Annotated in this window: 15 protein-coding genes; 6 read left to right on the top strand and 9 right to left on the bottom strand. The window is 63.1% G+C overall.

The window, feature by feature from the left end:
• Positions 1-69: 69 nt before the first annotated feature.
• Positions 70-906, top strand: coding sequence for a CAP domain-containing protein (locus PA6_RS02240; RefSeq protein ID WP_021699243.1), 837 nt, complete (start codon positions 70-72; stop codon positions 904-906).
• Here the strand turns inward: PA6_RS02240 and PA6_RS02235 are convergent, their stop codons facing one another.
• Complete coding sequence (locus PA6_RS02235) at positions 907-1494, bottom strand: NAD(P)H-dependent oxidoreductase (RefSeq protein ID WP_021699242.1); 588 nt, start codon at positions 1492-1494, stop codon at positions 907-909. It lies immediately after the preceding gene.
• A gap of 154 nt (positions 1495-1648) precedes the next feature.
• Here PA6_RS02235 and PA6_RS02230 point away from each other — a divergent pair, with 154 nt between their 5' ends.
• Entirely contained in the window at positions 1649-1939 is a 291-nt protein-coding gene (locus PA6_RS02230; RefSeq protein ID WP_021699241.1) for a putative quinol monooxygenase, read from the top strand.
• Here the strand turns inward: PA6_RS02230 and PA6_RS02225 are convergent.
• The 5 genes from PA6_RS02225 to PA6_RS02205 form a co-directional block, all read right to left on the bottom strand.
• Complete coding sequence (locus tag PA6_RS02225) at positions 1936-2355, bottom strand: helix-turn-helix domain-containing protein (RefSeq protein ID WP_021699240.1); 420 nt, start codon at positions 2353-2355, stop codon at positions 1936-1938. The genes PA6_RS02230 and PA6_RS02225 overlap by 4 nt on opposite strands.
• A gap of 73 nt (positions 2356-2428) precedes the next feature.
• A complete protein-coding gene (locus PA6_RS02220; RefSeq protein WP_021699239.1) occupies positions 2429-4444 on the bottom strand; it encodes a peptidase U32 family protein in 2016 nt (671 codons plus the stop codon).
• Positions 4445-4571: 127 nt separating this feature from the next.
• Positions 4572-4871 (bottom strand): hypothetical protein, encoded by a 300-nt coding sequence (locus tag PA6_RS02215; protein ID WP_021699238.1) that lies wholly within the window; start codon positions 4869-4871, stop codon positions 4572-4574.
• A gap of 133 nt (positions 4872-5004) precedes the next feature.
• Positions 5005-5364 carry a hypothetical protein gene (locus PA6_RS02210; RefSeq protein ID WP_021699237.1) on the bottom strand — a complete coding sequence of 120 codons (360 nt, stop codon included), beginning with the start codon at positions 5362-5364 and terminating at the stop codon, positions 5005-5007.
• Positions 5365-5473: 109 nt separating this feature from the next.
• Positions 5474-6157 (bottom strand): GNAT family N-acetyltransferase, encoded by a 684-nt coding sequence (locus PA6_RS02205; protein WP_021699236.1) that lies wholly within the window; start codon positions 6155-6157, stop codon positions 5474-5476.
• A 137-nt stretch (positions 6158-6294) separates the two neighbouring features.
• On the opposite strand from PA6_RS02205, the gene PA6_RS02200 reads away from it, so the two are divergent.
• Positions 6295-7038 (top strand): class I SAM-dependent DNA methyltransferase, encoded by a 744-nt coding sequence (locus tag PA6_RS02200; protein WP_021699235.1) that lies wholly within the window; start codon positions 6295-6297, stop codon positions 7036-7038.
• 1246 nt (positions 7039-8284) lie between these two features.
• Here PA6_RS02200 and PA6_RS23285 read toward each other — a convergent pair.
• The 3 genes from PA6_RS23285 to PA6_RS02190 all read right to left on the bottom strand — a co-directional run bounded on the left by PA6_RS23285 (position 8285) and on the right by PA6_RS02190 (position 14273).
• Positions 8285-9661: a HEAT repeat domain-containing protein gene (locus PA6_RS23285; protein ID WP_021699232.1), complete on the bottom strand. Its 1377-nt coding sequence runs from the start codon at positions 9659-9661 to the stop codon at positions 8285-8287.
• 159 nt (positions 9662-9820) lie between these two features.
• Positions 9821-11065 carry a ribonucleotide-diphosphate reductase subunit beta gene (locus PA6_RS02195; protein WP_043216196.1) on the bottom strand — a complete coding sequence of 415 codons (1245 nt, stop codon included), beginning with the start codon at positions 11063-11065 and terminating at the stop codon, positions 9821-9823.
• A gap of 325 nt (positions 11066-11390) precedes the next feature.
• The gene (locus tag PA6_RS02190; protein WP_021699230.1) at positions 11391-14273 is read right to left on the bottom strand and encodes a ribonucleoside-diphosphate reductase subunit alpha; all 2883 of its coding nucleotides are present in this window, start codon (positions 14271-14273) and stop codon (positions 11391-11393) included.
• Positions 14274-14940: 667 nt separating this feature from the next.
• Here PA6_RS02190 and PA6_RS02185 point away from each other — a divergent pair.
• From PA6_RS02185 to PA6_RS24830, 3 genes are all read left to right on the top strand, one after another.
• Positions 14941-15660 (top strand): response regulator, encoded by a 720-nt coding sequence (locus PA6_RS02185; protein WP_021699229.1) that lies wholly within the window; start codon positions 14941-14943, stop codon positions 15658-15660.
• Positions 15657-17261 (top strand): ATP-binding protein, encoded by a 1605-nt coding sequence (locus tag PA6_RS02180; RefSeq protein ID WP_021699228.1) that lies wholly within the window; start codon positions 15657-15659, stop codon positions 17259-17261. The genes PA6_RS02185 and PA6_RS02180 overlap by 4 nt, the downstream gene beginning before the upstream one ends.
• A gap of 119 nt (positions 17262-17380) precedes the next feature.
• Positions 17381-17686, top strand: coding sequence for an HvfA family oxazolone/thioamide-modified RiPP metallophore (locus tag PA6_RS24830; protein WP_043216173.1), 306 nt, complete (start codon positions 17381-17383; stop codon positions 17684-17686).
• The last annotated feature ends 1 nt before the right edge of the window (position 17687 follow it).

Here is a 17687-nt window from a genome sequence, read left to right as displayed (position 1 = left end):
AGCCAAGGGCGTGGCGAGGCAAGGGTGGAATCGCGCATGATGGCGGCCATCGGTTTCAGGGAGGTCCCCATGCGCGCCATTTCATCCGTTCTGCTCATCCTGTCGCTGGGTTTCGGCGGCAGTGCCTTGGCTGCCGACGAGGCGCAACTGGTCGAGGCGATCAACGCCTACCGCGGCCAGGTACAGCGCTGCGGTGCGCTGGCGTCGCCGGAGCTGCCGCCGCTGGCCAGCGATCCGCGCCTGGTACTGCCGGTGGTGGCCGGCGACCTGCAGGACAGCCTGGCGCGCAATGGCTACCCGATGGTCAACGTACAGGCGATCACCCTGTCCGGCCCGCGCGATGCGCAGAGCGCCATGCAGGCGCTGCGCGAGAGCTTTTGCCGCGTAGTGCTTGATCCGCAGTTCGTCGATGTCGGCGTCAGCCGCGTGGACCGCGACTGGCGCATCGTCCTGGCGCGGCCGCTGCTGGGCGGGCGCCTGGGTGACTGGCAGGCGGAAGGGCAGAAGCTGCTGGAGCAGATCAACGCCGCCCGCGCGCAGGCCCGCCAGTGTGGCGGTCAGTCTTTCGCCGCCAGCGCGCCGCTGGCCTGGAACGCCACCCTGGCCGGCACCGCCGAGAGCCACAGCCGCGCCATGGCCAACGGCAACTTCTTCGACCACCGCGACCGTGACGGCCGCACCCCTGGCGACCGCGCCGAGCTGGCCGGCTACAGCGGCATGCAGATCGGCGAGAACATCGCCGCCGGCCTGGACGCCGCCGACAAGGTGGTAGCCGGCTGGCTGGCCAGCCCCGGCCACTGCGCCAACCTGATGAACCCGGCGTTCAGCGAACTGGGCGCCGGCTATGCGGTGGACCCGAAGAGCGACGCCGGCATCTACTGGACGGCGCTGTTCGGCGCGCCCTGATCAGCCGAGGTTGAATACCTCGGCCAGGTGCCGCTGGTAGCGCGCCACGTCGCGCTCGATGTCCGGCCTCTTCATCACGTCGGTGCAGAGAAAGGTCGGCAGGGCGCTCATGCCGAGGAACTGGTTGGCCTTGTGGAAGGGCAAGTACACCGCGTCCACGCCCTTGGCCTCGAAGAAGTCGCTGGGGTCGTCGAAGGCTTGCTGCGGGGCGTTCCAGGTCAGTGACAGCAGGTACTGTTTGCCCTGGATCAGGCCGCCGCTGCCGTACTTCTGCGAGGCGTCCGCGCGGGTGCGGCCGTCGTTGGCGTAGAGGCTGCCGTGGCCGGCGGTGAACACCTCGTCCAGGTACTTCTTCACCGTCCAGGGCGCGCCCATCCACCAGCCGGGCATCTGGTAGATCACCACGTCGGCCCAGAGGAACTTCTGCACTTCCTCCTCGATGTCGTAGCCGCCGTCGATAAAGGTGGTCCTGATGTCGAAACCGGCGTGGTCGAGGAAGGCGACGGCGGCGTCGTGCAGGGTGGCGTTGTAGCGGCCGTCGGAATGGGCGAACTGCTTGCCGCCGTTGAGGAGCAGGATCTTTTTCATGGGAGCCTCCGGGCATCTCGAATGGCCGGCAGGTTACGCAGGCGGGCGCCCCTGAAACAGTCGCCTGTGGGCAAATGATTATTGCCGATATGTCATGAATGCTGGTATTGCTGTTGCGCTAGGGTGTGTCCATCACTTATCCACGGAGCGCACCATGTACGGCTTTATCCTTCACGCCCACACCAGGCCCGAACGGGCCGAAGCCTTCGAGCAACTGTTCCGCGCCTATGTCGAGCCCAGCCGCGCCGAGCCCGGCTGCGTGCAGTACCACATGCTGCGCGATGCGGCCGATCCGAGCCAGTTCATCTTCTTCGAGGTGTGGGCGTCACGCGAGGCCTTTGCCGAGCACACGGCCTTGCCGCATATGCGCGCGTTCAGCGAGCGGCGAATGGACTACCTGCAACGCGACTTCGAGATCCGCGAGATCGAGATGCTCAGCGCCTAGCGCTGCTCCGGCGAAGCGTGCCGGCCCTTGGCCGCCTGCTTCGCGGCGATGTCCATCAGGCGCTGGAACTTGGGGCAGGCCAGGTGGTTCTCGGCGGGGCAGACCGCGGCATGGCGCAGGCCGTCGCGGATGGCCGACAGGCGCCGGATGGTCTGGTCCAGTTCGTCGGCCTTGCTCTCCAGCAACTGGCGGTCGATCTCCGGGCCGGCCAGCATCGCGGCGATGTCATCCAGCGAGAAGCCGGCCGTGCGCCCCAGGGCAATCAGCGCCAGGCGCTGCAGCACCGACTCGCCGAACACCCGCTTCAGGCCGTTGCGGCCTATGGAGCGGATCAGCCCCCGTTCCTCGTAGTAGCGCAGGGTCGAGGCCGGCAGGCCGGACCAGCGCGCGACCTTGCCGATATCCATCTCTTTCATGGGGCGACCTCAAGTGAACTTCAGGTTCGGTGCCGACAGGTTAGAGGGCCGGGGGCTGCGCCGTCGATAGCCGTCAGTGGCTGTAGCCGGTCGGCTTGTTGCGGATGGTCTTGAGCAGGTCTTCCGGGCTGATGCTGGCGACCATCTTGCTGTGGGCCGCGCTGCCCGGTTGCGGCTGGTTGAGGATATGGCCCTTCATCTTGCCGATGATGTGCATCTCACAGGGCTTGCAGTCGAACTTCAGGGTCAGCACCTCGTCGCCCTGGATCAGCTGCATCGGCGCGACCTTGGTGCGCACGCCGGTGACGCCCTTGGCCTGCTTGGGGCACAGGTTGAAGGAGAAGCGCAGGCAATGCTTGGTGATCATCACCGGCACTTCGCCTTCTTCCTCGTGGGCCTCGTAGGCGGCGTCGATCAGCTGCACGCCGTGGCGGTGGTAGAAGTCGCGGGCCTTCTGGTTGTAGACGTTGGCCAGGAATGACAGGTGCGACTCCGGGTACACCGGCGGCGGGCTGGTCTCGGCCTTGCGGCTGCCACGTGGATGAGCGGCGATGCGCGCTTCGGTGAGCTGCTCGATGGCTTCGCGGCGCAGCGCCTTGAGTTGCGAGTTGGGCACGAAGAACGCCTGCGGGGCATCCAGCGCCACGTCCAGGGCGTGGTAGTCGGTGGTGCCGAGCTGGGTCAGCAGGTCGCGCAGGCCATCCAGCGCCTGCTCCGGCTTGTTAGCCACGCCAAACGGGCCAGGCAGCTCCACCTGGGCGCTGATGCCTTCCTCGCTGGTGGCGGTCAGCTTGAGCTGCTCCTCGCGCAGCTCGGCCTTCCAGCTCACACCGATACGGCGCTCGGCGGAGGTCTTCTGCAAGGCCTGCTGCCAGTTGTGGTCGAGGTTGCGCGACAGTGGGTGGTTGGGGCGCAGGCGGAACAGGCCCTCGGGCATCTCGTTGGGCTCGACGCGGTAGCGGTAGCGCTTCTCGCCGTCTTCCTCGAATTCGCCCTTGAGTTCGGCGATGTTGGCGCGGAAACCCACCACCTCGCGCTTGACCAGCACGTTGAGGCCGTCGCCGTTGGACAGCGGGGTATTGGTGACGGCGATCAGGTCGCGCTTGCCCACCTTCTCGACATGGCCCACCGGCAGGCCGGTGAAGGTCGGCGAGTCGAATGCGCCGATGTCCACCTTGCGCTCGGTGACGAAGTAGTCGGTGCTGCCGCGGTGGAAGGTCTTGTCCGGATCGGGCTGGAAGAAGTGTGCGGTGCGGCCGCTGGAGGCGCGGGCCAGGTCCGGGCGGTCTTCGAGGATGGCGTCGAGCAGCTGGCGGTAGTGGGCGGTGATGTTCTTCACGTAGCCCATGTCCTTGTAGCGGCCCTCGATCTTGAACGAGCGCACGCCGGCCTCGACCAGGGCGCGCAGGTTGGCGCTCTGGTTGTTGTCCTTCATCGACAGCAGGTGTTTCTCGTAGGCGATCACCCCGCCTTTTTCGTCCTTCAGGGTGTACGGCAGGCGGCAGGCCTGGGAGCAGTCGCCACGGTTGGCGCTGCGCCCGGTCTGCGCGTGGGAGATGTTGCACTGGCCGGAGAAGGCCACGCACAGCGCGCCGTGGATGAAGAACTCGATGGAGGCTTCGGTGGCGTCGGCGATGGCGCGGATTTCCTGCAGGTTCAGCTCGCGCGCTAGCACCAGCTGGGAGAAGCCGGCCTGGTCGAGGAACTTGGCCCGGTCCAGGGTGCGGATATCGGTCTGGGTGCTGGCATGCAGCTCGATCGGCGGGATATCCAGCTCCATCACGCCCATGTCCTGCACGATCAGCGCATCGACGCCGGCGTCGTACAGCTGGTGGATCAGCGTGCGCACCTGCTCCAGCTCGTCGTCGTGGAAGATGGTGTTGAGGGTGGTGAACACCCGCGCGTGGTAACGGCGGGCGAACTTCACCAGCTCGGCGATATCGCTGACCTCGTTGCAGGCGTTGTGCCGCGCGCCGAAGCTCGGCCCGCCGATGTACACGGCATCGGCCCCATGCAGGATGGCCTCACGGGCGATGTGCACATCGCGGGCAGGGCTGAGCAGTTCCAGATGGTGTTTGGGCAGGGACATGGTGGTTTCTTCTTTATCAGGCGCGGCACGGCAAGGCGCGCATTGTAGCGGGAGGCGGGGAGGGTGACACCCTGAGGTGCCGGGTGGTTGCGGCGGGTGGCCCGTGGGGCGGGCCGGGAAGGCGGTGTTATTGCACGTTGCCGAGGCGCTGGTTGGTGAACACGCACACCACGCCGGCTCGGTTGTGCATCACCTGGTGGTCGAAGTCGCAGTAGGCGGCGGCGACGCTCAGAGCCATCTGTTCGCTGATCAGCTGGCCGTCATCCGGGCGGAACCAGGCCATCTGGCCGGCCTTGCAGCGTTCGGCCTGAGGGTCGGTGTTGTAGATGCAGATCTTGCTCTGGATTTCGCTCTGCTCCTGGTCGAAGCAGGCGCCGAGGGAGAGGGCGGCGGCGCTGAGCAGGCAGAGGCGGGCGAGGGTGTGCATGGTCGGGTCCTGTGTTGACTGCGAAGAGGCGTTAGGGCCCCGCGGTGCAGAAAGGTTCCTCGTGCCCCGAGCCGCTGCGTGCAACTGTGAACCCTGCACGGGCCGGCGCCCCGGCGGCTGCACGATGTAGGCATCATAAGGGGATGTCGCCGCAGAAGATGTCGTAACCGCCGTCGGACGCTGACGTGCGCAGTACCAGCGCGTGCGGCGTGGTGCGCAGCTCGGCCAGTGTCACCTTGGCGATGCGCGACAGCCGCCAGCCATCGGCCGAGCCGCGGTGTTCGGTCAGCACCGTGTTGTTCAACGCGTAGCTGGGTTGCGCGCCTCGTGCCGCGCAGCTGCCGGGGTAGACGTAGGCGAACAGGCGTACCGGCAACGTCACGCCGAAGGGCACGCCGCTGACGAAGATCGACACGTCGGTCAGCTCGCCGCGCGGCGACAGCGTGGCCTGGCCGATGCGGCCGGCATTCTTGGCCGTGCCGGTCAGACGCATCTGCACATGCTCGCCGCCGGCTGGTGCAGCCACTCAGGGCGAAGGCGAGCAGCGTTGCCGAGACCGCGATCATGCGCATGGTGCCGCTCCTGTGATGGTGTATCGGGGCTCAGTGTAGGCGGCGCGTGGCGGCCAGCGCTTCGGCCTGGCGGGTCAGTTGGTCGAGCAGGCGGTCGCGTTGTTTTTCGGCGTCGCGCATGGCCCGTTCGCCATGTTGTTTGACCAGGTAACTGTGGATCTGCCGCACTTCCTTGGACTGGAAGATCGGCGCCAGGTCTTGCACCGCCACCCAGCCATCCGATGCTTTGCGCCGGGTATTCATCAGCACCTGCGGCCCGCGCGCGCCAAGCACGTTGAAGCCCATCGCCTCGAAGGTCGGCACCCGGTCTGCCACGCAGGCCAGCGCCGCATGCGGATGCAACAGCTGCATCTGCTGCAGCATGGCGCGGGCGATGCCCTGGCGGCGGTGGCTGGCCTGTACGGCGCTGTAGACGAGGGTGCAGGCCTCGGGATCACCCGGGCTGGGCAGGTAGAGGGCGAAGCCCAGTACGCGCGAAGGGTCTTCATCGTCGAGGGCGAGGATCATCCGGGCGCTGCTGGCCGGCTCGCTGCCCATGGCCTGCAGGTAGAGGTGTACCTCGTAGCCGATGACGTACTGGTACAGCTGGTACAGCGGGTTGCTCGACGTCAGCGGGGCCGGGCTGAGGTCGCTGAAGTAGTCGACCACCATCTGCAGCACCTGGCTTTTCAGCGATTCGGGCGGCGGGGTGGTGAGGTGGGTGAGGGTGAACATCGAGAGTCTGCTTCCGGGCATGCTGCGTGGCGCCATTGTAACGCCCGTCTGCCGCGACGGCGCCCCGGCTCATGCCGTCGTTCGGCTGGGCTATCATGCGCGCCCTCATTCATGCCGGTTAGCACCATCAGGTCACCATGTCCGTCAACGCCCTTTATACCGACCTGTCCGGTTACTACGACCTGATGTGTGCCGACATCGATTACCAGGCGCAGAGCCATTGCATTCACCGGCTACAGCAGCTGTTCGGCAATGGCGGCGTGCGCCATCTGGACATGGCCTGTGGCACCGGCCCGCATATTCGTCATTTCATCGATGCCGGTTATGCCAGCAGTGGCCTCGACATCAACCAGCCGATGCTCGACCTGGCGGCGATTCGCTGCCCGGAGGCGCAGTTCTCCCAGCAGGACATGTGCGCGTTCAGCGTGGCCGAGCGCCTGGACCTGATTACCTGCTTTTTGTATTCGGTTCACTACAGCGCCGGCATCGAGCGGCTGAAAGCCTGTGTGGCCAGCGTGCATGCGGCGCTGAACAGCCAGGGGGTGTTCTGCTTCAACGCGGTGGACCGGGAGCGGATTGATAACGCGTTGTCGGTGACGCACAGCGTGCGGCACGAGGGCAGTCAGTTCACCTTCAGTTCCGGCTGGCATTACCCGGGCGCGGGCGAGCGGCAGTCGTTGCGCCTGCGCATCGAAAAGGCGACGGGCGATGAAACGCAGGTCTGGCGCGACGAGCATCCGATGGTGGCGGTGAGCTTCGCCGAGTTGCAGGAGGTGTTGCGGCCTTACTTCGAGGTGCATGTGTTCGAGCATGACTACGAGAAGATCATTCCCTGGGATCAGGTTTCGGGGAATGCGATTTTTGTTTGCGTGAAGGTTTAGTGGTTGGGGCTGATTGCTCCATGCTGCGGCTCGTTATCGCGTTTTTCTTATGCGCTGGTTCTGTCCTGCCGTGCGGGTCATTTGTTCCAGTGCGCAGGGTGGAAAACCGCGAAGCGCTTTCCGCCTGATATCCAGGCTACTTGCTGGTTTTCGTGCTGCTGCTCGTTTCCTCATTGGGTGATGCATTGGTTCCGCCCTGCTGGGCGGGTTCCTTTTGGCAGTCGCCCCAAAAGGAACCAAAAGGGCTTGCCCCGCCATCCGGCCCTGCGCTTCGCTCCGGGTTCGTTCACTCCATCGCCGCTCCGAGGGTCGGCGTACAAGGGGCGTCCATGCCCCTTTACGCCTTTCGCCGCATCCATGCGGCTCACCCCTCTACGCAACGATTCCGCTCACCCTCCTGAAGGGGCGTTTGGCGCTGCCTGAAAGTGAGAGGGAAGGGTGTAGCGCACGGAGTGTGGAAGCGATCAGCCCGCGAAGCGCAAAGAAAAAGCTGCCAAGCAACTCGGAGCCCGAGTCCCCGTCAGGAGGCCGAGTGGAGGTGTTGCGCAGGGGGACGCGAGGCAGGACGCCGAGCGAGGAACGAAGGGACAGGGACGTCCCTTCGTGACGGCCCCCGGAGCGGCACCGGAAGGAGGGAACCCCGCCGCAGGCGGGGCCGGATGTCGGGGTGCCCTTCTCTTTGGTGACTTTCTCTTGGGCACGCAAGAGAAAGTTACTCGCCGTAATGGCGAAAAGGGACGATTCGTTCAGCGCATCGGCTTAGAAAATAAATCTGTCCCCTTTTTTCTGTCCCCTTTTTTCTAACCCGCAGTACCTAATGTAAGACCCAAGGCTTTTGCGACGTCTGTACGTGATGACGATAAACGGCACACTGCCTCGCTGCGACCCTGGTAACCAAAGCAGTCTGCGAGACTGGCTCTCTTTTCAGGACAGTGAGGCGCGGCTTCTCATCGAGGGCCGAGCGCCTATGCAGCGCGCTCAACCGAGCCCGGATACATTGGCGCAAGCCAGCTTTATCTGTCGTCGTGCCGGAGGTTGCAGAAGAGGGGCTGACCATACATTTGGTTACTTTCTCTTGGGCAAACAAGAGAAAGTGACTCGCCGTAAGGGCGAAAAGGGGAAGATTCGATTTACGCAGTGGTTCAGAAAATAAATCTGTCCCCTTTTCTGGTCCCCTTTTCTGGTGGTTTAGAAAATAAATTAGTCCATTTCTGTTAGTGGATTGACTTCAAAAAAGAATGGAAAGCTATTTAGGAGATTCACTTAATTTGGATTGTGTTTTTATAGCATCTCTGACGTAGTGGATTTTATCGCGTGGGCTGTGCTCTAAAAGATATAACAGTAAGTCCCTTGATTCAGGGCCTGGTATTTCTTCACAAGCTTTGATGACCGAGTACCCTCTGCGGAAGATTCCATCAGTGTCCGCAATCGCAGCAGCCAGAGCAGGAAATCCTTTGGGGTTGCCTAGTTTAATCAAGGTTTTTGCAATTCGTACTATGTCGGCACTTGGTTCACTTAGCAGTTCTTCAAGAGTGGCTATGCAATCAGTGTTGGTTTCATAGAGCGTTAACGCGGCGGCTTGGCGAACGTTAACGAATTCTGATTCCAGCGATTTAGTTAGCTCTGACTTGGCGTCTAGATTCTTAAGTTGGATTAGTGCATCGGTTAAGTCAGTGGTGTCTCGTGGGGTGCGGGATTTTTCTAGTTCTTTAATTATTGCAGGAATAGCTTCAGGGGCTTGAATTTTGGCCAGTGCAAGTGCAGTTTGCATGCTTGGAGGGAGTTTCGTTATATCAGAGATGCTGGCAGGATCGCCGATATTGGCAAGTGCGTGAAGGATGTCTGTCTGCAAATCTTTACTGATTGAGTGAGTATAGAACTCGCGCTCAAGCCCTTGGCTAGGGGCTTTCATTAGGTCGAGTAGTGGCTGGGTTGCAGACTTGTCCTTGGTTGCCCCTAGGGCTGAAATAGCAACTTTTAGAACCTCGGTATATTGACTTTTTAGTGCGGCCAAAAGTGCGGGATTTGATTTTGGTTTTACGGACTCAACCAAAATACTCCTTAGTGCGTTAATTGCTTCGCTGTTATCCTTCTTCTTCTCCCTGGATTCAGCGCTTAGCAAGGTTATGGCTTGAATGATGTCTTGTGTCCAGTTCTCGTCGGCTTGTATCCGGATGCTATCAATCGCTGCGCTGCGAACGGTGTTCGAGCGGTGTTTCAGTCCATGGAAAAGTATTTTCTGAACATTAGGTGAGCTTATATTTCCAAGTGTCCTGTATGCTGAGCTGGCGTCATCTGATGATTTGGATTTTGTAATCTTTGTAAGAGTTGGAACTGCCTCTTCTGTGTAGGTAATGAACAGCGAATTTTTCGCAATCTCACCAAGCGGGAAGGCTTCTGATGATAAGAGAAGCAGTTTTTCTGCTGAAGTGTTACACGCTACAAGTGCATGTTGGATAATCAGGAAATTCCTTTCGCTTGCAGATCTTGCGTATTCGATCAGGAATTCTATGGCGGACTCCTTTGGAAGCTTTTCAAGCTCTGAGAAGAGCTGCTGTTCTTTTTCGTAGTCTCGCTCCTTTAGCTTTTCGAGGGAGTCCAGTAAAAGAATTAAGTTGCGCATTATTTGTCCTTGCGTTTATGTTAATCGCATCCTGCTGCTGTTTTTTGCTCTATAAAAAAGCCCCGCACTAGGCGGGGCTTTTAGTTTCTCTCGCTACCCCGAACATCCATTCTCAGGCAAAGCGCTTTCTAATCTGTCCTAACGGTCTAGACCCAGGCATCAATCCCAGCTCAGAGCACCACCCGTCTGATACTCGATGACGCGAGTCTCGAAGAAGTTCTTCTCCTTCTTCAGGTCCATGATCTCGCTCATCCACGGGAACGGGTTGGTCGCGCCCGGATACTCTTCTTTGAGGCCGATCTGCGTCAGACGACGGTTGGCGATGAACTTCAGGTAGTCCTCCATCATCGCCGCGTTCATGCCCAGTACGCCGCGCGGCATGGTGTCACGCGCGTATTCGATCTCCAGCTGGGTACCCTGCAGGATCATCTGGGTCGCTTCGTCCTTCATCGCGGCATCCCACAGGTGCGGGTTCTCGATCTTGATCTGGTTGATCACGTCGATGCCGAAGTTCAGGTGCATGGACTCGTCGCGCAGGATGTACTGGAACTGCTCGGCGGTGCCGGTCATCTTGTTGCGGCGGCCCATGGAGAGGATCTGGGTGAAGCCGCAGTAGAAGAAGATGCCTTCCAGTACGCAGTAGTAGGCGATCAGGTTGCGCAGGAACTGGCGGTCGGTCTCCGGGGTGCCGGTCTTGAATTCCGGGTCGGAGATCGAGCGGGTGTACTTCAGGCCCCAGGAGGCTTTCTTCGCGACCGAAGGAATCTCGTGGTACATGTTGAAGATCTCGCCTTCATCCATGCCCAGCGACTCGATGCAGTACTGGTAGGCGTGGGTGTGGATCGCTTCCTCGAAGGCCTGGCGCAGGATGTACTGGCGGCACTCGGGGTTGGTGATCAGGCGGTACACGGCCAGTACCAGGTTGTTGGCAACCAGGCTGTCGGCGGTGGAGAAGAAGCCCAGCGAACGCTTGACGATGCGGCGTTCGTCTTCGGAAAGGCCGTCCTTGCTCTTCCACAGAGCGATGTCGGCGTTCATGTTCACTTCCTGCGGCATCCAGTGGTTGGCACAACCATCCAGATACTTCTGCCAGGCCCAGTCGTACTTGAAGGGTACGAGCTGGTTGAGGTCGGCGCGGGCGTTGATCATCTGCTTGTCGCCGACGTGCACGCGGGCGCTGGCGCCTTCCAGGTCGTCCAGGCCTTCCTGGATGTCCAGGTCGTTCAGGGCCTTCTTGGCGCGGGCGACGGCGTCGGAGTCGTCGGCCGAAACGGCACGGGCTTCCTCGACGGAGCCGGCGGCGTCGCTGTCCAGTTGATCGAGCGCGGCGCCAACGACGGCAGCGGCGGGCTTGGCGGCCGCTTCGGTGGCATCTTCCTTATCGAATTCGTCCCAGCTGAGCATGGTGGTCTCCTGCTTGGTGCTGACGGCCGCCATTCAGCGGCCTGTATGTATGTCCAGTAATTCTGATTATGTTCCGTTGCGTACAGCGCGCAAGGGTAAAACCGTGCCACCCGACTGGTGGCGCCCAGGCCCGTGTTGGCGGGCGAGGGGAGTGTGCGTGGGGGAGGGCTTCGGCGGGGCCTGGCCCCCTCTCCCTGGCCCTCTCCCCGGGGGGAGAGGGAAACAGCGGTCCGAGTGGCTTTGGCGTTTTGCTCTTACCAGGCCACTCGGTGCGAGCGCGAATCTGAGCGAGCGCTAGGCGCTGCTCAGATTCGCGCGCCTGCCATTACTGGCAGGCTTCGCAGTCGGGGTTGTCGATGGAGCATGCCTTTGGAACCGGAGCCGGACCGGCCGGCGCAGCGAAGTTGCCCTCGTCGATCGCACCACTGGACACCGCGTTGAGCTTGCCGGTGTTGATGGTGGACTTCTCGGTGCTGGTGGCGGCCAGGGCACGGAGGTAGTAGGTGGTTTTCAGGCCACGGTACCAGGCCATGCGGTAGGTCACGTCCAGCTTCTTGCCCGAGGCGCCGGCGATGTACAGGTTCAGCGACTGGGCCTGGTCGATCCACTTCTGGCGGCGGCTGGCGGCGTCGACGATCCACTTGGTTTCCACTTCGAACGCGGTGGCGTACAGGTCCTTGAGGTCCTGCGGGATGCGCTCGATCTGCTGTACGGAGCCGTCGTAGTACTTCAGGTCGTTGACCATGACGCTGTCCCACAGGCCGCGGTTCTTCAGGTCGCGCACCAGGTAGGGGTTGATCACGGTGAATTCGCCGGACAGGTTCGATTTCACGTACAGGTTCTGGTAGGTCGGCTCGATCGACTGCGACACGCCAATGATGTTGGAGATGGTCGCGGTCGGCGCGATGGCCATGATGTTGGAGTTGCGGATGCCTTTCTTCACGCGCTCGCGGATCGGCGCCCAGTCCAGCGACTCGGACAGGTCGACGTCGATGTACTTCTGGCCACGGGCCTCGATCAGGATCTGCTGGGAGTCCAGCGGCAGGATGCCCTTGGACCACAGCGAACCTTCGAAGGTGCTGTAGCTGCCGCGCTCGTCGGCCAGGTCACAGGAAGCCTGGATCGCGTAGTAGCTGATCGCTTCCATGGACTTGTCGGCGAACTCGATGGCCGCGTCGGAGCCGTAGGCGATGTGCTGCAGGTACAGGGCGTCCTGGAAGCCCATCAGGCCGAGGCCGACCGGACGGTGCTTGAGGTTGGAGTTCTTCGCCTGCGGCACGCTGTAGTAGTTGATGTCGATGACGTTATCGAGCATGCGCACGGCGGTCTTCACGGTGCGGCCGAGCTTCTCGGTGTCCAGCTTGCCGTCGACGATGTGGTTGACCAGGTTGATCGAGCCCAGGTTGCAGACGGCGATCTCGTCCTTGTTGGTGTTCAGGGTGATCTCGGTGCACAGGTTGGAGCTGTGTACCACGCCCACGTGCTGCTGCGGGCTGCGCAGGTTGCACGGGTCCTTGAAGGTCAGCCACGGGTGGCCGGTTTCGAACAGCATGGACAGCATCTTGCGCCACAGGTCCTTGGCGGCAATGGTCTTGTAAACCTTGATCTTGCCGTAGCCAGCCAGGGCTTCGTAGTACTCGTAGCGCTCTTCGAAGGCCTTGCCGGTCAGGTCGTGCAGGTCCGGTACTTCGGACGGGGAGAACAGGGTCCACTGGCCGTCGTCGAACACGCGCTTCATGAACAGGTCGGGAATCCAGTTCGCGGTGTTCATGTCGTGGGTACGGCGGCGGTCGTCACCGGTGTTCTTGCGCAGCTCGAGGAATTCCTCGATGTCCAGGTGCCAGGTTTCCAGGTAGGCGCACACGGCGCCCTTGCGCTTGCCGCCCTGGTTGACGGCCACGGCGGTGTCGTTGACCACTTTCAGGAAGGGCACGACGCCCTGGCTCTTGCCGTTGGTGCCCTTGATGTAGGAGCCCAGCGCGCGCACCGGGGTCCAGTCGTTGCCCAGGCCGCCGGCGAATTTCGACAGCATGGCGTTGTCGTGGATGGCGCCGTAGATGCCCGACAGGTCGTCCGGCACGGTGGTCAGGTAGCAGGACGACAGCTGCGGACGCAGGGTGCCGGCGTTGAACAGGGTCGGGGTCGACGCCATGTAGTCGAACGAGGACAGCAGGTTGTAGAACTCGATGGCACGTTCTTCACGGTTCTTCGGCTCTTCGATGGCCAGGCCCATGGCCACGCGCATGAAGAACACCTGCGGCAGTTCGAAACGGATGCCGTCCTTGTGGATGAAGTAGCGGTCGTACAGGGTCTGCAGGCCCAGGTAGGTGAACTGCTGGTCGCGCTCGTGGTTCAGCGCGGCGCCCAGCTTGGCCAGGTCGTAGTCCTTGAGCTTGGGATCGAGCAGCTCGAACTCCACGCCCTTCTCGACATAGGCCGGCAGGGCCTTGGCGTAGAGGTCGACCATCTCGTGGTGGGTGGCGCTGCTGGCGATGCCGAGGAAGCCCAGGGCTTCGGCGCGGATGTTGTCCATCAGCAGGCGGGCGGTGACATAGGAGTAGTTCGGCTCGCGCTCGACCAGGGTACGGGCGGTCATCACCAGGGCGGTGTTGACGTCCTTCTCGGCGACGCCGTCGTACAGGTTCTTCAGGGTCTCGGACTCGATCAGCGCGCCGTCGACTTCGGCCAGGCCTTCGCAGGCCTCGCGGATGATGGTCTGCAGGCGGCCCATGTCCAGCGGCTGCACACTGCCGTCGGCGCGGGTCACGCGGATGCTCGGGTGCGGCTGGGCCACGTCGTCGGCGCTGTTCTTGCGCTTGGCGGCCTGGGCTTCGCGGTAGATCACGTAGTCGCGGGCGACTTTCTGCTCGCCGGCGCGCATCAGGGCCAGTTCGACCTGGTCCTGGATCTCTTCGATGTGGATGGTGCCGCCGGACGGCATGCGGCGCTTGAAGGTGGCGGTGACCTGCTCGGTCAGGCGCGCGACGGTCTCATGGATACGCGACGAAGCAGCGGCGGTGCCGCCTTCAACTGCGAGGAACGCCTTGGTGATGGCCACGGTGATCTTGTCGTCGGTGTAGGGGACGACGGTGCCGTTGCGCTTGATCACGCGCAGCTGGCCCGGGGCGGTGGCGGCCAGATCCTGACTGGATTCGGCGGCCTGCGGCGCCACGGCCTGCGGGTTCTCGCGAGTTGTGTCGGTGTGCATGAGGTTCTCCACTTCTAATTGGTTTGGACACGCCGGGTGTCTTGTGTTCATTCCCTTGATAAAACATCGCGATATCCGGCGTCCGGCCAGGCATCGAGAAACTGCGGCAGTACAGGGTGACGCGGGGCCGTCCTGGCTGCAGACCACTAGTGAAGGCGTTTGGCGTGACCACAACCTGTAGTGATCGACGCGGCGCGACTTCGCGGTCGTTTGGTGAATGCGGGGGAAGTGTTCTACGCGGTCCGTGCTGTGCAGCCGCAGCGGCGGCGGCTGGGCGGAAATGCTAACGGCAGCGCGTGGATCGGGCCCCTCTGCATTCTTTATTCTTAGTGTCCCTTGCCTCGTTCGACCCACTAGATATTGGGGTGAGGCGCGATGGGGATACAAGATAATGCGCTATCGGGGGCTTTGCAAGGGAGGTGGTGGCGCGCTTTCTGTGGATAACTTGTGGGTGAATTGTGGGTCGTTTCGGTGGCTCGCGCGGCAGGCCCCGTTAACCCTGGCTTCTACCGTTCGTCGCCCCTGGCGGGCAGCTTTGGCAGGTTGCGAAATGCTCTGAAACCTTATCGACTCTAACACAAGATGTAGTGTTTCTGGCATGCGCTGTGCTAACCGGTGGCGGTTGTTACAATGCCGCCACTAATGGCGCTGCGCTGGAGAAGAAGTCGTGGAGCAAGAGGCCTGGCAGATCCTGATCGTCGAGGATGATCAGCGGTTGGCGGAGCTGACCCAGGAGTACCTGCAGAGCAATGGCCTGCAGGTGGCGATCGAGTCCGATGGCGCCCGTGCTGCGGCGCGCATTCTCAAGGAGCAGCCGGACCTGGTGGTGCTCGACCTGATGCTGCCGGGTGAGGACGGCCTGTCCATCTGCCGCAAGGTGCGTGGCCAGTTCGCCGGGCCGATCCTGATGCTCACCGCGCGCACCGACGACATGGACGAGGTGCTCGGCCTGGAGATGGGCGCCGACGACTATGTGTGCAAGCCGGTGCGCCCGCGTGTGCTGCTGGCGCGCATCCGTGCCCTGTTGCGTCGCAGCGAGGGCGGCGAGGCGCCGGTGGAGAACCTGCGGCGCCTGGAGTTCGGCCCGCTGGTGATCGACAGCGCGATGCGCGAGGCCTGGCTGCGCGGCGCCAGCGTCGAGCTGACCAGCGCCGAGTTCGACCTGCTCTGGCTGCTGGCGGCCAACGCCGGGCGCATTCTCTCGCGCGAGGAAATCTTCACCGCCCTGCGCGGCATCGAGTACGACGGCCAGGACCGCTCCATCGACGTGCGCATCTCGCGCATCCGGCCGAAGATCGGTGACGACCCGATGCACCCGCGGCTGATCAAGACGGTACGCAGCAAGGGCTATCTGTTCGTCGCCGAGGCGGCTGCCGAGCTGCAATGAATACCATCTTCCTGCGCATCTACGGCGGCATCATCGCCGCCCTGGTGCTGGTGGCGCTGCTTGGCGTCGGCGCCCTGCAGCTGACCAACGAGGTGCGCAGCGACCAGTACCGCGAGCAGCTGGCGCGCGGCACCTTCCGCCTGATGGCCGACAGCCTGCAACCGATGGACGACGTCGACCGGCGCCGCGCCCTGGTGACCTGGAGCCGCCTGCTCGGCGTACCCCTGGAGTTGCGCACGCTGGGTTCCGACCCGCTGGATGGCCGCGCGCGCGCGCGGCTGCTCAAGGGCCAGGTGCTGGTGGAGCAGAGCGCGCCGCATGAGGCACGGGTCTACGCGCTGGTCAGTGCCGACGAACAGTTGCTGCTGACCGCCGAGATCGAGCAGATCAGTGAGCAACTGGCGCGTGCCACCGTCTACCTGCTGATGGACGAGCTGGTGCGCCAGCCCATCGCCGAGCAGCCCAGGCGCCTGGCAGCACTGAAGGAGGAGAAGGGGTTCGGCTTCGACCTGCGCCTGGTCACCCTGGAAAAGGTCGACCTGGACGAGGACCAGCAGCGCCGGGTGGACGAGGGCGACACGGTGATGGCGCTGGGCAAGGACGGCAACTCGATCCGGGTGATTGCCGGCATGGTCAACACGCCCTGGGTGCTGGAAGTCGGCCCCATCGACCAGATGAATCCCTATCCCACCGAGTTGCTGGTGCTGATCGGTGCGCTGGGCCTGACGCTCACCGGGATGATCCTCTACCTGCTGGTGCGCCGCCTGGAGCGCCGCCTGCAGGGCCTGGAAAACGCCGCCACGCAGTTGGCCAGTGGGCGCTTCGAGGCGCGCGCGCCGACCCAGGGCGCCGACTCGGTGGGGCGCCTGGCCAGCACCTTCAACGCTATGGCCGAGCAGCTGCAGCGCCTGGTCGGCGTGCAGCGCGAGATGGTGCGAGCGGTGTCCCACGAGCTGCGCACCCCGGTGGCGCGGCTGCGCTTCGGCCTGGAGATGATCGCCGACGCCGAGACCGACCAGGCCCGGCGCAAGTACCTGGAGGGCATGGATGGCGATATCCAGGACCTCGACAAGCTGGTCGACGAGATGCTGGTCTACGCCCGCCTGGAGCAGGGCTCGCCGGAGCTGAGCTTCCAGCGGGTGGACCTCAGCGCGCTGATCGAACAGGTGATCGGTGAGCTGGCGCCGCTGCGTGCGGCCGTGCGTGTCGAGCGTGGCCCCTGCCAGGATGGGCCGGACGACACGGCGCAGGTGGATGCCGAGCCGCGTTACCTGCATCGCGCCCTGCAGAACCTGGTGAGCAATGCCATGCGCCACGCCGAGTCATGCGTGCGGGTGACCTACCGGATCGATCCGGAGCGCTGCTGGATCGACATCGAGGACGATGGCCCGGGCGTGCCGGAAGAGGCCTGGGAGCGGGTGTTCACGCCGTTCCTGCGCCTGGACGACAGCCGCACGCGGGCCTCCGGCGGCCATGGCCTGGGGCTGTCCATCGTGCGGCGGATCATCTACTGGCACGGCGGGCGTGCCTACGTCGGCCGTGGCACCTACCTCGGCGGCGCGCGTTTCAGCCTGATGTGGCCGCGGCGCCAGGGCGCATAATTTTTTTCGTGCCGGCTGTAATGCGTACGAAACTGCTCCGTCTAGTGTGGCGAAGGTGGCCGATCGGCCCCTCGCACCCTGATCCCTGACGGAGAAATTCCAAGAAACAGCGCAATACCATCGCCATCACCCTGGGCGCGGCCCTGCTCGGCTCCACCTTCGTCGCCCAGGCCGGCGGCAACCCGTTCGCCAGCCAGGAGCTCTCCAGCGGCTACAGCCTGGCCGCCCACGAGAAGGGCCATGAAGGCGCCTGCGGCGAGGGCAAGTGTGGCGGCGAAATGAAGGCCGAGGAAGGTAAGTGCGGCGGCGACAAGGCGAGCAAGGAAGGCAAGTGCGGCGGCGACAAGGCGAAGAAGGAGGGCAGCTGCGGCGAGGAAGCCAAGGCCGGCCATGAAGGCAAGTGTGGCGGTGACAAGGCCGAGTAAG

This window comes from Aquipseudomonas alcaligenes NBRC 14159 (assembly GCF_000467105.1).
Classification (GTDB): Bacteria; Pseudomonadota; Gammaproteobacteria; order Pseudomonadales; family Pseudomonadaceae; genus Aquipseudomonas; species Aquipseudomonas alcaligenes.
The sequence above is the reverse complement of the archived record's forward strand: the minus strand, read 5'-3'. Positions and strand labels throughout refer to the sequence as shown.